This is a genomic window from Klebsiella sp. Lac1, assembly GCF_009825425.1.
Classification (GTDB): domain Bacteria; phylum Pseudomonadota; class Gammaproteobacteria; order Enterobacterales; family Enterobacteriaceae; genus Klebsiella; species Klebsiella electrica.
In genome coordinates, this window is sequence record NZ_VJZJ01000004.1 from 229,943 (window position 1) to 244,445 (window position 14,503).

Consider the following 14,503-nt stretch of genomic DNA (forward strand, 5'->3'; position numbering starts at 1 on the left):
TCGAACCTCTTACTGCTTCAGTTTGGGATCGAGCGCGTCACGCAGACCGTCACCCATCAGGTTAAATGCCAGCACCGTCAGCAGAATCGCGACACCCGGGAAGGTGACGACCCACCAGGCGCTCTGCGCGAACTGCAGCACATCGGAGAGCATCGTGCCCCACTCCGGTGTCGGCGGCTGCGCACCCATGCCAAGGAAGCCAAGAGCGGCCATATCGAGAATAGCGTTAGAGAAGCCCAGCGATGCCTGAACGATCAGCGGCGCAAGACAGTTAGGCAGAATGTTGATGAACATCTGACGCATCGCCCCCGCGCCTGCCACCCGTGAAGCGGTGACGTAGTCGCGGTTCACTTCCACCAGCACCGCGGCGCGGGTCAATCGCACGTAGTGCGGCAGGGCGACAAAGGTCAGCGCCAGCGAAGCATTCACAATCGAGGGGCCGAAGATAGCCACCAGCACCAGCGCCAGCAGCAGGCTCGGCAGCGCCAGCATAATATCGACAACGCGCATAATGATGGAGTCAACAACGCCGCCAAAGTAGCCCGCTACCAGGCCGAGCACCACGCCGAGAATCAGCGACAGCACCACCACCAGACAGCCAACCAGCAGCGATAAGCGCGCGCCGTACATCAGGCGCGACAGAATATCGCGGCCCACGTCATCGGTACCCAGCAGATGCGCAAAGCTTCCCCCTTCCTGCCAGGCCGGTGGCGCCAGCAGTACGTCGCGGAACTGATCCGCCGGGTTATAGGGGGCAATGAAGTTAGCGAACACGGCGATAATAATCATAATCGCCACGTAGACCAGGCCGACAACCGCCCCTTTGTTGCGTTTGAAATAGTGCCAGAACTCCTGCAAAGGGGTCATTGGCACCGGTGCGGCGACAACTTTATTTTCAGTAATTTGTGACATGATGGCCCCTTACTTCTTATGCCGAATACGCGGGTTCACCACGCCGTACAGCAGATCGACCAGCAGGTTGACGAGGATAATCATCGTCGCGACCAGCAGTACCCCGCCCTGCACCACCGGGTAATCGCGGCGTTGCAGCGCATCGATCAGCCAGCGCCCTAAACCAGGCCAGGAGAAGATCGTTTCGGTCAGAATGGCGCCCGCCAGCAGCGTCCCGACCTGTAGCCCAATCACCGTGACCACCGGCAGCATCGCGTTACGCAGCGCATGGACCACGATGACGCGCATCCGGGTCAGCCCCTTGGCGCGCGCGGTGCGAATATAATCTTCGCCCAGCACTTCCAGCATCGACGAACGGGTCATACGTACAATTACCGCCAGCGGAATGGTGCCCAGCACCACGGCAGGCAGGATCATGTGCATTAAGGCATCAATAAAATCGCCCGGCTCGCCCCAAATCGCGGTATCGATCAGCATAAAACCGGTCAGCGGCAGGGTATCGTCAAGGAATACGGTGTCGCTGATGCGTCCGGAAACCGGCGTCAGGTTGAGCTGTACCGAAACCAGCATGATAAGCATCATGCCCCACCAGAAGATCGGCATGGAATAGCCAGTCAGCGCGAGGCCGACGGAGGTGTGATCGAAGATAGAGCCGCGTTTGACCGCCGCCAGTACGCCCACCGGAATACCGACGATGACGGCGAAAATCATCGCGCACACGCCCAGTTCCATCGTAGCCTTAAAGCGCGGCACGAACTCCTGCCACACGGGAATGCGGCTTTTCAGCGAGATGCCTAAATCCCCATGCAGCACACCCCAGATATAGTGGGCATACTGCTGCCACATCGGCTTATCAAGGCCCATTTCAGCCAGCAGCTGAGCGTGACGTTCAGGGGAAATACCACGTTCGCCCGCCATAATCATCACCGGGTCACCGGGAATCATATGCACAAAGGCAAAGGTGAGAAGGGTAATACCGATAAATGTCGGGATGACAAGTCCCAAACGTCGGAGGATGAACTGCAACATAACCCGGATTCTCTATAGTGACGCCCCGCCTGGTGACCGGACGTCTGTATTGCTCACAAATGTCAATTCCCTCTCCCCAAGGCGGGGAGAGGGGGAACACACTGTTATTATTCGATAGAGACGTTATCGAAGTGGTGTTTACCTAATGGATCGACCACGTAGCCTTTGACTTCTTTACGCACCGGCTCATAGACGGTGGAGTGAGCGACGATCAGCGCCGGAGCCTGGTCATGCATCACCACCTGAGCCTGCTTGTAGAGCTCGATACGTTTGTTGTGGTCGTCGGTCGCACGTGCCGGCTGAATCAGATCTTCAAACGGCTTGTAGCACCAGCGAGAGTAGTTCGAGCCGTCTTTTGCCGCCGCACAGCTGAACAGGGTGGCGAAGAAGTTATCCGGATCCCCGTTGTCGCCGGTCCAGCCCATCATGACGGTCTGGTGCTCGCCTGCTTTCGCACGCTTCAGATACTCGCCCCACTCGTAGGTGACTATCTTGGCCTGCACGCCGATTTTGGCCCAATCAGCCTGAATCATCTCCGCCATACGGCGCGCGTTCGGGTTGTACGGACGCTGTACCGGCATCGCCCACAGATCGATGGAGAAGCCTTTCTCCAGACCCGCTTCTTTCAGCAGCGCTTTCGCTTTTTCCGGATCGTAAGTGTAGTCTTTAACGTCGTCGTTATAGCCCCACATGGTCGGCGGAATCAGGTTCTTCGCCGCCTGGCCTGCGCCCTGATAAACGGCTTTGATAATCGCTTCTTTATTGACCGCATAGGTCAGCGCCTGGCGGACCTTGACGTTATCCAGCGGTTTCTTCTCGGTGTTGAAGGAGAGATAGCCGACGTTCAGGCCCGGCTGTTCCAGCAGGGTAATGTTTTTATCTTGTTTCATGCTCGCGATATCTGCCGGGTTCGGGTACGGCATGATCTGGCATTCATTTTTCTGCAGTTTCGCGTAGCGCACGGAAGCATCAGGGGTGATAGAGAAGACCAGGCGATCGATTTTCGGCTTGGTGCCCCAGTAGCCCGGGAAGGCTTTATACAGAATACGGGAGTCTTTCTGATACTGCAGCAGCTGGAACGGGCCGGTACCGATTGGGTTCAGGTCCACTTTCTCCGGCGTACCGGCTTTCAGCATGTTGTCAGCATACTCTTTTGACAGAATAGAGGCGAAGTCCATGGCGAGATCTGCAAGGAACGGCGATTCCGGGCGGGTCAGCACAAACTGGACGGTTTTATCGTCGACTTTCTTCACTTCGCTAATCAGGTCAGGCAGGCCCATGCCTTCGAAGTATTCATAGCTGCCGCCAGACACTTTATGGTACGGGTTTTGCGCGTTTTTCTGGCGATCGAACGAGAATACCACGTCGTCAGCATTCAAATCGCGAGTAGGTTTAAAGTCTTTATTATCCTGCCACTTCACGCCCTGACGCAGGTGGAACGTATAGGTTTTGCCGTCCGCGCTCACTTCCCATTTTTCCGCCAGGCCTGGAATAACTTCCGTAGTACCGGTTTTAAATTCCACCAGACGGTTATAGATGGGTACCGAGCTGGCGTCATAGGTGGTACCAGAAGTGAATAGCTGTGGGTTAAAGCCTTCCGGCGAACCTTCAGAACAATAAACCAGGGTCTTAGCCTGAACGCTTGCAGCAACGGTCAGGGCGACCAGGCTCAGACCAAGCTTCAGCATCCCTGACTTTTTCAAGGAAATACTCATTATTCTGCTCCAAATGTGATGTTGTTTGCATATATCCGCCAGGCCTTTATTTATTTTTATTCATCATATTTCGCACTACGGATGCGTTGGCTACGCCCGATAGCCCCAGTCACATAGTTATCTATGCTGCCGGGGATGCTCAGCTTGCCGCCTTCCCGTTGCTCGAACTATTAGAATATACCCGGTCCGGTCGGTGGTGCCCGAAGGCATTGAGAGAGATGGGGATTCCTTTCACAAAAACGCCTGAGTTGCAGTGCGGATTCTCCATGAAATGCCCCTCATGCCCTACAATCTGTCAACAGAATGCGTAAACGTCAATACAGCTAACCGGGTTTTACATCCGGGGTGAGAATCAGCAGGCAAAGATTAAAAAAACTTCAGGACGCTATTTTCAGCAGAGAAATTTATGCTAGCAGCAAGCAGGCAGCATAAATAACTTAATACCCGATAACAGCCAGTGATAAGCAATTCTGGTAAATGGTGAAAATTTATTGCGATGTGGCCAATATGTGAGCGATTAATAGCGCGAACGTTAAAACGCACAGCGGAAAATGCTGCCGTTATCCATAAGCTTCGCGAAAAAAGAGCCTTAGAGATATAAAAAAATACAATGGAAGATGTCACAAAATAGTTAACAGGCAACATGAAACAAGGATTCGTGCCTTTTTTGTGACTTTGGTTAACTATCACCCCCCGGCATCGTTGCGCCCGACCCGCAGCTCAACGTCATTCTGCCCCCGGAAGTTCTCATCCTCGTCGGCCGCAGATGCAAAAAAGCCTGCTCGTTGAGCAGGCTTTTTAAATTTGGTCGGTGATAGAGGATGACTCGCCACTGCGTGGCTCGCCCTGCGGGCCGTTGCTAAAGCAACGTTCCCTCGCTACGCTCGGGTCGAACCTCTGCCCCCGGAGGTTCTCATCCTCGTCGGCCGCAGATGCAAAAAAGCCTGCTCGTTGAGCAGGCTTTTTAAATTTGGTCGGTGATAGAGGATTCGAACCTCCGACCCCTTCGTCCCGAACGAAGTGCGCTACCAGGCTGCGCCAATCACCGAATGCGGGGCGCATCTTACTGCTGAGACTCACACCCGTCAATGCCTTATTTGGAAAAAATAGCTCAAGCGGCGAGAAACTCGCCACTCCCGCTATTTCGCCACGGTTTTCCCCGCGTCGGCAACGCGGCACCAGTTGTTATTCTCATTAATCCCGCCGTCCGGCGAGGTATAGCCCAGGCAGCCCATGATGGTGTCATACAGCTCAACGTGACGACGCGGGACTTTCATCGCCGCCTGCTCTTTGAGGCGGGCAAACGCAGCGGCATGATCTGGCGCAGCCAGATACTTATCCGACATCCACACCATCATCGGCACGCGGAACTGTTCCGGCGGCGCCATCTTACGCGGCGTACCGTGCAGGTGCTCATGCTCGTTGATAGACTCTCCGTGATCGGCGGCATAGAACACAATCGCCTTCTTATCACGCAGCTGATCCAGCACGCTCACGATAAAGTGATCGACGTAGGTCACGCTATTATCATAAGAGTTGATCAGCTCCGCTTTCGAGCATTTGTTGTCCACCCCCACACACTCCGGCTGCCATTGCGCAAAGCTGCGCGGGTAACGCTGGGTATAGTTAAAGTGCGAACCTTTGGTATGGAGAATAATCAGGTGCTTACCATGATCATTCTTCATCAGAGAACGCTTAACCTCATCCACCAGCAGCATGTCGTCCACGCTTTTGCCGCGGTTACGCGGCTCCGCGCCAATCTGCTCGCGATAGGCGATGCTGTTCGCCATGGTATTGCTGTAGAACCACATCTCGCTCTGCATCGCATACAGATCGCCGGTAAAGCCGAGCTGGTGCAGGACAGCAAAGACGTTTTGCTCTTTCAGCGTTCGCTGCGGATTGTCTTCCGCCCCGCCCTCACGCACAAACATGCAGCGCAGAGAGAGTTTGGTCGCGGTATCGCAGGAGTAGCCGCGGAAGGCCACCAGGTTTTTCTCCTGCGCCAGCTTCGGCGTGGTATTGCGGTTATAACCCAGGATTCCCATATGGTCCCAGCGGGTAGTTTCACCGATAATGAACACCACGTAGGTATCATCCAGGCCCTGCGGCTCAACATAGGTGAATTTCTTTGCCGGGTTGACCAACGACTTGTTATCTGAGGACTCATCCACCTGCGCCCAGGCGTACAGCCCCAGCGCGGAAAGCCAGTTCGATGGCAGATACGAGTTGGCGATCACCCCGCCGTAGCTCGGCATATCAACTTCAGAGCTACGCTCAATGTCCTTCTGCCGCAGTTCGAGCAGACGAATCGGCCCCCAGACCATCAACCCGGCGAGGGCAACGATAGCGATATTTTTTACCCGCTGGCCCGGCGTCCGAATTTGCCGCAGCAGCGTGTGTTGACAGCGGTTGCTCCAGATAAGCAGCAGCGGCGGTGCGCTGACCAGGGTCAGCCACAGAATCAAATACCAGCCAACCACTTCCTGAGACAGGTCGATATCCGTGGTCATGACCGACGCAATGATGCCGTAACCAATCACCACGTTCAGGAAGGTCATGTAATAGCTGGCGGCAGCGGAGAAAATCACCACCAGCGTGGCGAGTATTCGCCAGACGCGTCGGCCCAGCAGCGACAGAATACGCAGCAGGAAAAATGTCACCAGCACGGTGGCAACCAGTTCCACAATCCCGGAAAGCCCTTTCCAGAGGGTAAATTCCTGCGCATAACCATCAAGGCGACGGAACAGCACAGCAACGTTCATAAACCAGCCGATGTACAGCGCCAGCCAGAGACTGACTTTCTGCTGTGTCATCGTTCTAATATAATTCATGCATGAAACCTGGAAAAAGAAGAGATAAAACCGCCTGACTCACGCAATATAAGCGGGCAGGTTAATAGGGTGCGTTCAGGTTGATTAACGACTCAACCCCATTCGAGATGCCTTGAGGCGACAGGCTCGTGATCCTCTGGTGCTTACTCAAGCAGTGACTGAGGCGAACGAGCGCAGTCAACAATAAGGCAGTTTGAAGGGCGGTGAGTATAAGAAACCTCTATAAAGCGCGCTAAGTAGACCACAGAGAAAGAAAAAAGTATCAGGCGGGAATGTGATCCAACCAAACATTTACAAAATATTTGGTTGGACAGGCACGAATAGCTCAGGAAATGCCGGTATGACGTCGCAAAGATGGCGTATCAGGCGTGGGCTGCGTTGTAGGCTTCACCTTTCGGCTGGCGAATCGTTGTGGAGAGCGCCAGGGAGAGAATCAGCAGGGCAAAGATAACGCAGAAGGTCACGTAGAAGCCGCCGAACAGCGAGGCAATCAACGATCCGCAGATGCTGCCGATACCAAAGCCCAGATAGATGACGCCGTAGTTTTTTGCCAGGTTATTCAGACCGAAGAATTCACTGACCAGCGACGGGAACACGGTAATCGTTCCACCGAAGTTAAAGGCGACGCAGGCAATCGCGGCAAAGAAGGTTGTGGCGTTCAGCGGGGCAAACAGCAGCGCAGCCATGCCGACCAGTGAAACCACCTGACCGATAGTAATGACGCGGATACGGGAAATTTTATCCGACAGAATCCCCAGAACCAGACGTCCGCTCAGGTTGGCGATAGAGATAACGGTGACCGCATTCGCCGCCGTCGCGACATCCAGATGCACCATCCCTTGCGCGATATCTTTTGCTACGCCAATAACATACAGGCCACTCATGCAGGCAGTCAGGAACATCACGGCGAGCATCCAGTACTGCGGTTTACGCATCGACTCGGCCAGCGTGAAGTCATTCTCCACCACGCCATTACGAGAAGCGGCGGTATGATTCGGCGCATCTTTCATTAAGGTGGCGCCGAAAATAATCATCACCAGGACAATGGCGCCCCAGATAATAAAGGTTTTCTCCAGCCCGACGGTGGCCAGCAGGTGGGTATCAATAAATTTGAACCCGAGGCTACCGAGGCCATAGGAACCAATGGAAAAGGCGGAAATCAGTCCTTTACGCTCCGGGAACCACTTCACGCAGTTGGAGAGCGTCAGCAGATAGCCCGCGCCATCCGCCAGCCCCACCAACAGGCCCGCGCTCAGCCAGAGCATCATCAGGCTGTTGGCGTGAGCGGTAAGGAAAAAGCCAAGCCCCAGCAAAATACCGGAAGCCATGGTGACGCGTCTGACGCCAAAGCGTTCCTGCAGTTTACCGGCGACGGAAGAGGATAGCGCCAGACCGAGGCTTAACAGACCGAAAGAGAAAGCCACCTGGCTTACCGGTTCGTCCAGTTTTGCGGAAAGGGAACTGTTGAACAAACTCCATGTATAAACCGATCCCAGCGCGAATTGTGTGACGATCGTGCCGGCCAGCGTAAGCCAGCGGGTATATTGACTGTTTGCAGCGTTCATAGCAGATATCCTGAATAATTAACTGTCGCCACAATAGCGAAGCCAGCCGAACGCCAGGGTAAAAAAGGCATGAAATGCCATCAGCAGGGAATGAAATGCATGTAAGCCGGAATGAATGACATCGAAAAAGATAGGGACATGGCAGCAGCAGAAATAAGTTAGTGATTACTATCTTACAACAATGCGCCATTACTGTGTTTATTAGGTAACAATAACGTTTCACGCATGCTAAAAAAAGGCTAAAAGTTGGCGCTCACCCCCATCACATAGAGATAGCTGGCGCCCGCTGCCGTATTCTCCGCCTGCGATAATGCCGCCCAGGCCGCAAGGTGTGAACTGAGCGCCATATCCGCCCCGAAGGTGACATCGCGCCAGGCGCCATCCTGCCCGCGATTAGGCCCAGTCAGATCCGCAGAGAGCGGCTGGTTATAGCTCACCTGCGCCCACGGATGGACGCCCCATAGCGCCTGGTAATCCATCCGCCAGCCAAGCGTATTTACGTAGGGGTTGTCTGACGCGCGGCGCGCGGGAGCGGTCGATATCACCTCGCTACGCAAACTCGCCACCGGGCCGGAAGTGATACCGTTGCCCAGCGTAAAATTCCACCCCACGCTCATCCCGCGGCCGCTATCCGGCGGTACCACCGCCTGATTCAGCGCAATACCGGGAAGATCGCCGGACGCATTCATACGCTCTGCCAGAATATCTTCATAGCGCGGTTGGCGATCGCTATCCCACGTATAGCGTTCAGGGGTATTACTTTTGGTATCGATAGCGATATATTCCTGTTGCCAGGCATGCGCGTCACTGGCAAACGAGCCCCAGACGACCACACACGCCAGCAGAATCATCCCCCGAAGGCCATTGCATTTCTTTATTATCATTAATGCGACTCCAGAAAAGAGCCAACCTGGCATTATTGCTGTGTTTTTATGGAACGGGATTCACCTGAATACCCTGAATAATGTGATTGGGCGAACGAATACAGCCAATGCACATGCAACCTGAATAATGGCAGGTATATTTGAGGGTAGTATCCCTGTATTAACTATTATCTTTATCTTTCAGCCGTCAAGGCGAACACGTAAGTTTTATGACTAAAGGGAGAGAGACATGCAGCGTTGCGGATGGGTAAGCCAGGACCCGCTTTATATCCAGTATCATGATAACGAGTGGGGCGTTGCGCAAAGAGATGCCGTTAAACTGTTCGAAATGATCTGCCTCGAGGGCCAGCAGGCCGGGCTGTCGTGGATTACGGTCCTGAAAAAGCGTGAAAACTACCGTCAGGCCTTTCATCAGTTCGATCCGCTTCGCGTCGCCGCCATGAATGAGGCCGATATTGAACGCCTGCTTCAGGACGCCGGAATTATTCGCCACCGCGGGAAAATTCAGGCCATTATTGGCAACGCCCGCGCCTTCCTGACCATGGAAGAGAGCGGCGAATCCTTCACCGATTTTGTCTGGTCTTTCGTCGATAATCAGCCACAGATCTCCCATGCCGCCACGCTGGCGGAGATACCCACCACCACACCAGCGTCCGACGCGCTCTCAAAGGCGCTGAAAAAGCGTGGTTTTAAGTTTGTCGGCTCCACCATTTGCTACTCCTTCATGCAAGCCTGCGGCCTGGTCAACGATCATGTGACGAGCTGCTTCTGTCACCCGGGAGGCGATGATGATCCGCAAGTGGGACGCTAAAGAGATCGGCCCGCTGCTCGCCCTGTGGCTGGAGAGCACGATTCATGCCCATCCCTTTATCGACGAAACGTACTGGCACGAGAGCATCGCCGTCGTGCGCGATGTCTACCTGCCCGCCGCCAGCACCTGGGTGTGGGAAGAGGACGCAACGATAAAGGGTTTTGTCAGCGTGATGGAATCCCGCTTTATCGGTGCGCTGTTTGTCGCGCCGGATGCTATCCGCCGCGGCATCGGCAGCGCGCTGCTGAACGAGGTCAAACAGCACTACCTCTGGCTCAGTCTTGAGGTTTACCAGAAAAATATTCAGGCGGTGAATTTCTACCATGCGCAAGGCTTCCGGATAGAAGACTGCGCATGGCAGGACGATACGCTACAGCCGACCTGGATTATGCGTTGGCCGGCGGATCAAACGCCGTAAGCGTCAGCGCGGGGCCGTCATATTTTTCCAGCCACGCCAGCGCCGTATTCCCGGCGCAGCCGTTGCCCAGTCGCGAGGTCGGAATATCTTTGGTCAGAACATTCACCGCGCCGTTTTTGCAAATACCGGCCTGCGGGTCAATATCGGGCCAGGCCCCTTCGTGTAAACAGATAACCCCGGGACGAATGCCCTCCGTCACCACGGCGCCAGCCAGCACCTGGCCGCGCGCATTCCATACCCGCACGACGTCGCCATCAGCAATATTGCGCGCCTGCGCGTCCCGCGGATGAAGGGTTAACGGCTCTCGCCCGGCAACAGCGTACTTTTCGCGCAGCGACGTATGGTTGAGCTGGCTGTGCAGACGATGCGCCGGATGAGCGGACAGCACCTGCAGCTGTCCGGGCTGAGCATTGCCGTGCCACTCGTCCGGCTCCAGCCACATCGGGTGCGGTGGGCAGTCCGGGTAGGCAAAGCCGGCAATGGTTGGAGAGTGAATCTCCATTTTGCCGCTGGCGGTTTTTAGCGGATTAGCTTGCGGATCGGCACGGAATGCCGCAAAGCGGGCAAAACGAGCATTTTCCGGGTTTTCCGGCATTTCAATCAGCTGGTTAGCCTGCCAGAACTGATCAAATGGCGGCAGCGTCACCTGCTGGCTCGCCCCGCGTTGCGCGGCGATCTGATAGAAGGTCTCCAGCCACTGCAGATCGGTTTTCCCTTCGGTAAAACGCGCGCGCCCGCCCTCTTCCCAGCGTTCGCTGAGATCGGCAAAGACGTCAAAATCATCCCGGGCTTCATCGCGGGGCGCGACCACGCGTTTCATCGGCACCAGGTGTTGGTTACTGTAATCGCCGGTCATGGTCATATCGTGCCGTTCAAACGAGGTGGTCGCCGGCAGGACAATATCGGCATGGCGGGCGGCGGCGGTCCAGAAGCACTCCGAAATGACGATAAGCTCCGGTTTCTGCCAGGCCCGAATCAGGCGGTTGGTATCCTGATGATGGGTAAAGTTCGCGCCGCCGCACCACCAGACGAAGCGAATATCCGGGAAATGCCGGTCCATTCCGTTGTGTTGATACGGCGCGCCGGGGTTTTCCAGCGCTTCCACAATACGCGCCACCGGTATTTTTTCGACCGCCTCGGTGCCGCCCGCCACACAGCCTTGCATCGACGCCAGCACCGCCGCCCGGCGGGTCGGATTGCCGCCGTTGGCAAAGTGGTAGGAAAGGCCAAAACCGCCGCCGGGGGTACCAATCTGCCCCAGCATCGCGGCAAGCGTCACCAGCATCCAGTGCTTCTGCTCGCCAAACTGCTGGCGCTGCATCCCCCAGCCGGACATCAGCATGGTGGTATGGTTGTGGAAGAGCGCCGCCAGTTCGCGGATCTTGTCCGCGCTAACGCCGCAAATCTCCGCCGCCCACTCTGCGGTTTTCGGCGTGCCATCGCTTTCACCGGTCAGATAGCGGGCAAAAACGTCATAGCCGCTGGTACAGCGGGCGAGGAACTCATCATCCTGCCAGTCGTTTTCGACCAGCGTATGGGCAATGCCGAGCATCATCGCGACGTCCGTCCCCATATGCGGAGCGATCCATTCGCCCGCCTCGCCAAAGAACTCCGCCGTTTCCGATCGCATCGGATCGATACAGATCACCCGCTTCCCGCTCTGACGCAGGCGGTCAAACCACGGGATCCCCTGCTCATCGGAAGCATTCCAGGCAATTTTTAGCGTATTCAGCGGGTTGGCGCTCCACAGCACCACCACATCGCTGTGCTCCAGCACCATCGGCCAGCTGGTCTGCTGCTGATAAACTTCATTGCCGCCAACCACATAGGGCATGATCGCCTGCGCCGCGCCGGTGGAATAGTCCCCCAGATGCCCGGTATATCCGCCTGCCAGGCTCATATAGCGCTGCAGCAACGTCGCCGCCTTGTGGAGCACGCCGTTAGAGCGCCAGCCGTAGGAGCCGGCAAAAATCGATGCCGGGCCGTAGCTTTCCCGAATCCGCCGATGCTGTGCGTGGATAAGATCCAACGCCTCCTGCCAGCTCACCCGCACAAACTCGTCCTGGCCGCGCACGCCCTGCGGACTCTCCGGCGCGGCAAGGAAACCTTTACGTACCATCGGATAGCGGACGCGGGTTTTGCTGTGTACCTGCTCGCGCACGGCGGTTTGCAGGGAGTTGGCGAAAGCGGTCTCCAGCGCACCGCGGGAAGAGAGGATATTTTCACCATCCGTTTCAACCAGCATAGGCCCCCAGTGAGCCGCGGTTAAGATGGTTTTGGTTGCAGATGAGGTTGGCAAAGCGAGCTCCTGGTCAGCGAATGCAGGGTTGTGACGGCCTGTGACATGACCGTTCAATGTTATTTACAAAAAGAGTGCCGGTCCGGGGAATTTTCTACGTAACGGGACGTCATAATCAACCGTCACGCACGCTGTGACAAAGAATAAAAAGGATTAAGGAAAGAAGATGAAAAAACGCGTACTCATGATTGCGGCTGTGGTTAGCGGCACCCTGGCGATTTCTGGCTGTACCACCAACCCGTATAGCGGCGAACGTGAAGCCGGGAAATCCGGCATCGGCGCCGGGATCGGCTCGCTGGTCGGCGCGGGCGTCGGCGCACTCTCCTCGTCGAAAAAAGATCGCGGCAAAGGCGCGCTGATTGGCGCAGCGGCCGGGGCGGCGCTGGGCGGCGGCATCGGTTATTACATGGATGTGCAGGAAGCAAAACTGCGCGAGAAAATGCAGGGAACGGGCGTCAGCGTGACGCGAAATGGCGATAACATCGTGCTGAACATGCCAAATAATGTCACCTTTGACAGCAGCAGCGCCAACCTGAAACCGGCCGGAGCAAACACCCTCACCGGCGTGGCCATGGTGCTGAAAGAGTATGAGAAAACCGCGGTTAACGTCGTGGGCTATACCGACAGCACCGGCAGTCAGGAGCTGAATATGCGCCTGTCGCAGCAACGTGCCGACAGCGTGGCCAGCGCCCTCATCACCCAGGGCGTGACGGCAAACCGTATTCGCACCAGCGGCATGGGCCCGGCGAATCCTATCGCCAGCAACAGCACGACGGAAGGGAAAGCGCAAAACCGTCGCGTAGAAATCACCCTGAGTCCGCTCCAGTAAGTCCGGCAGTCGACCGCGACCGCCGTCTCCTTCGCCCGGTAAGCGCCGCTTGCCGGGCAAAATGCTTGATATAGCAGATTTTCGCGCTAAGGTGTTCTCCAGATTTCAGCAAAGGAAGCCATCATGGCGAAAGCGGCGCGAGCAACCATTAGCGATGTGGCGAAAGCCGCAAACACCGGCAAAACCAGCATTTCACGCTACCTCAATGGCGAGAAGCACCTGCTTTCCGATGACCTGCTGGCGCGCATTGAAAAAGCGATTGCCGAACTCAACTACCGCCCCAGCCTGATGGCCCGCGGCCTGAAACATGGTCGTACCCGGCTGATTGGCCTGATCATCGCCGATATCACCAACCCCTACTCGGTCAATGTTCTCAGCGGCATCGAAGCGGCCTGTCGCGAAAAGGGCTTCACTCTGCTGGTGTGTAATACCAATAACGAGCTCAACCAGGAGCTGCACTATCTCGACCTGCTGCGCAGCTACCAGGTTGAGGGGATCGTGGTCAACGCCGTCGGAATGCGTGAAGAGGGGCTGAATCGCCTGCAGCAGTCGGCGCTGCCGATGGTGCTCATTGACCGCAAAATCCCGGACTTCGCCTGTGATGTCGTCGGTCTGGACAACACCCAGGCCGCGACCACCGCCACAGAACATCTGGTGGAGAAAGGATTTGAAGCCCTGCTGTTCCTCAGCGAGCCGCTCGGTTCGGTGAACACCCGTCGCGAACGCCTGAGCGCGTTTCGCGCCACCCTCCAGCGCTACAGCGGCATCGTCGCGGAAAACGCGGAAGTTCCACTCAACGACGGCGCCATGCTCGATACGGTGCTGCGCCAGTTCCACTCCCGCCACCGCGGCATGCGCAAGGCGCTGATTTCCGCCAACGGCGCCCTGACGCTACAGGTTGCGCGCGCACTCAAGCGAATCGACCTGGTCTGGGGCAGCGACATCGGCCTGCTCGGCTTCGATGAACTGGAGTGGGCGGAGCTGGCGGGCGTGGGTATTACCACGCTCAAACAGCCCACGTGGCAGATTGGCTATGCCGCGGTTGAGCAGGTGGTGCGCCGGATTGAAGGCACTACCGACCCCATCTGCGAACGGGTCTTCTCCGGCGAGCTGATCGTGCGGGGATCGACCTCCCGCTAACCTTCCTTCGTGATGGTGATCATAAATTAGACATCCTCTGCTTTTCTTTGGAACCGGTACCATCTAGCGT

11 protein-coding genes, 1 tRNA gene and 1 other RNA gene are annotated in these 14,503 nt (G+C 56.3%); 4 read left to right on the forward strand and 9 right to left on the reverse strand.

Going from position 1 to position 14,503, the window contains the following annotated elements; genetic code table 11:
• Positions 1-9: 9 nt before the first annotated feature.
• The 8 genes from dppC to FNY10_RS23585 all read right to left on the reverse strand — a co-directional run bounded on the left by dppC (position 10) and on the right by FNY10_RS23585 (position 8,936).
• Positions 10-912: a dipeptide ABC transporter permease DppC gene (gene dppC / locus FNY10_RS23550; RefSeq protein ID WP_100682983.1), complete on the reverse strand. Its 903-nt coding sequence runs from the start codon at positions 910-912 to the stop codon at positions 10-12.
• A gap of 9 nt (positions 913-921) precedes the next feature.
• The gene (dppB, locus tag FNY10_RS23555; protein ID WP_004868763.1) at positions 922-1,941 is read right to left on the reverse strand and encodes a dipeptide ABC transporter permease DppB; all 1,020 of its coding nucleotides are present in this window, start codon (positions 1,939-1,941) and stop codon (positions 922-924) included.
• 107 nt (positions 1,942-2,048) lie between these two features.
• On the reverse strand, positions 2,049-3,656 hold the full coding sequence (dppA, locus tag FNY10_RS23560; RefSeq protein WP_131049366.1) for a dipeptide ABC transporter periplasmic-binding protein DppA: 1,608 nt from the start codon (positions 3,654-3,656) through the stop codon (positions 2,049-2,051).
• 805 nt (positions 3,657-4,461) lie between these two features.
• A non-coding RNA gene (locus tag FNY10_RS23565) (RtT sRNA) lies at positions 4,462-4,593 on the reverse strand.
• Positions 4,594-4,627: 34 nt separating this feature from the next.
• Positions 4,628-4,704: transfer RNA gene (locus tag FNY10_RS23570), tRNA-Pro, on the reverse strand.
• A 91-nt stretch (positions 4,705-4,795) separates the two neighbouring features.
• On the reverse strand, positions 4,796-6,487 hold the full coding sequence (gene eptB, locus FNY10_RS23575; protein ID WP_100682979.1) for a kdo(2)-lipid A phosphoethanolamine 7''-transferase: 1,692 nt from the start codon (positions 6,485-6,487) through the stop codon (positions 4,796-4,798).
• A gap of 362 nt (positions 6,488-6,849) precedes the next feature.
• On the reverse strand, positions 6,850-8,052 hold the full coding sequence (locus tag FNY10_RS23580) for an MFS transporter (protein ID WP_131049365.1): 1,203 nt from the start codon (positions 8,050-8,052) through the stop codon (positions 6,850-6,852).
• A gap of 239 nt (positions 8,053-8,291) precedes the next feature.
• Complete coding sequence (locus FNY10_RS23585) at positions 8,292-8,936, reverse strand: autotransporter outer membrane beta-barrel domain-containing protein (protein ID WP_160704241.1); 645 nt, start codon at positions 8,934-8,936, stop codon at positions 8,292-8,294.
• A 229-nt stretch (positions 8,937-9,165) separates the two neighbouring features.
• Between FNY10_RS23585 and tag the strand changes: the two genes are divergently transcribed.
• Together tag and FNY10_RS23595 are read left to right on the forward strand one after the other, a co-directional pair.
• On the forward strand, positions 9,166-9,747 hold the full coding sequence (tag, locus tag FNY10_RS23590) for a DNA-3-methyladenine glycosylase I (protein ID WP_100682976.1): 582 nt from the start codon (positions 9,166-9,168) through the stop codon (positions 9,745-9,747).
• Complete coding sequence (locus FNY10_RS23595; RefSeq protein WP_100682975.1) at positions 9,725-10,165, forward strand: N-acetyltransferase; 441 nt, start codon at positions 9,725-9,727, stop codon at positions 10,163-10,165. The genes tag and FNY10_RS23595 overlap by 23 nt, the downstream gene beginning before the upstream one ends.
• Here the strand turns inward: FNY10_RS23595 and FNY10_RS23600 are convergent.
• Complete coding sequence (locus FNY10_RS23600; RefSeq protein WP_131049363.1) at positions 10,134-12,464, reverse strand: molybdopterin guanine dinucleotide-containing S/N-oxide reductase; 2,331 nt, start codon at positions 12,462-12,464, stop codon at positions 10,134-10,136. The genes FNY10_RS23595 and FNY10_RS23600 overlap by 32 nt on opposite strands.
• 166 nt (positions 12,465-12,630) lie before the next feature.
• Here FNY10_RS23600 and FNY10_RS23605 point away from each other — a divergent pair, with 166 nt between their 5' ends.
• Both FNY10_RS23605 and FNY10_RS23610 read left to right on the forward strand, forming a co-directional pair.
• Entirely contained in the window at positions 12,631-13,293 is a 663-nt protein-coding gene (locus FNY10_RS23605; RefSeq protein WP_100682973.1) for an OmpA family lipoprotein, read from the forward strand.
• A 123-nt stretch (positions 13,294-13,416) separates the two neighbouring features.
• The gene (locus tag FNY10_RS23610; RefSeq protein WP_131049362.1) at positions 13,417-14,433 is read left to right on the forward strand and encodes a LacI family DNA-binding transcriptional regulator; all 1,017 of its coding nucleotides are present in this window, start codon (positions 13,417-13,419) and stop codon (positions 14,431-14,433) included.
• The last annotated feature ends 70 nt before the right edge of the window (positions 14,434-14,503 follow it).

Excerpts from the sequence above, each read along its gene's own strand:
- dppC (WP_100682983.1), bottom strand. The coding sequence starts at position 912 with ATGTCACAAATTACTGAAAATAAAGTTGTCGCCGCACCGGTGCCAATG.
- dppB (WP_004868763.1), bottom strand. The coding sequence starts at position 1,941 with ATGTTGCAGTTCATCCTCCGACGTTTGGGACTTGTCATCCCGACATTT.
- dppA (WP_131049366.1), bottom strand. The coding sequence starts at position 3,656 with ATGAGTATTTCCTTGAAAAAGTCAGGGATGCTGAAGCTTGGTCTGAGC.
- eptB (WP_100682979.1), bottom strand. The coding sequence starts at position 6,487 with ATGAATTATATTAGAACGATGACACAGCAGAAAGTCAGTCTCTGGCTG.
- FNY10_RS23580 (WP_131049365.1), bottom strand. The coding sequence starts at position 8,052 with ATGAACGCTGCAAACAGTCAATATACCCGCTGGCTTACGCTGGCCGGC.
- FNY10_RS23585 (WP_160704241.1), bottom strand. The coding sequence starts at position 8,936 with ATGATAATAAAGAAATGCAATGGCCTTCGGGGGATGATTCTGCTGGCG.
- tag (WP_100682976.1), top strand. The coding sequence starts at position 9,166 with ATGCAGCGTTGCGGATGGGTAAGCCAGGACCCGCTTTATATCCAGTAT.
- FNY10_RS23595 (WP_100682975.1), top strand. The coding sequence starts at position 9,725 with ATGATCCGCAAGTGGGACGCTAAAGAGATCGGCCCGCTGCTCGCCCTG.
- FNY10_RS23605 (WP_100682973.1), top strand. The coding sequence starts at position 12,631 with ATGAAAAAACGCGTACTCATGATTGCGGCTGTGGTTAGCGGCACCCTG.
- FNY10_RS23610 (WP_131049362.1), top strand. The coding sequence starts at position 13,417 with ATGGCGAAAGCGGCGCGAGCAACCATTAGCGATGTGGCGAAAGCCGCA.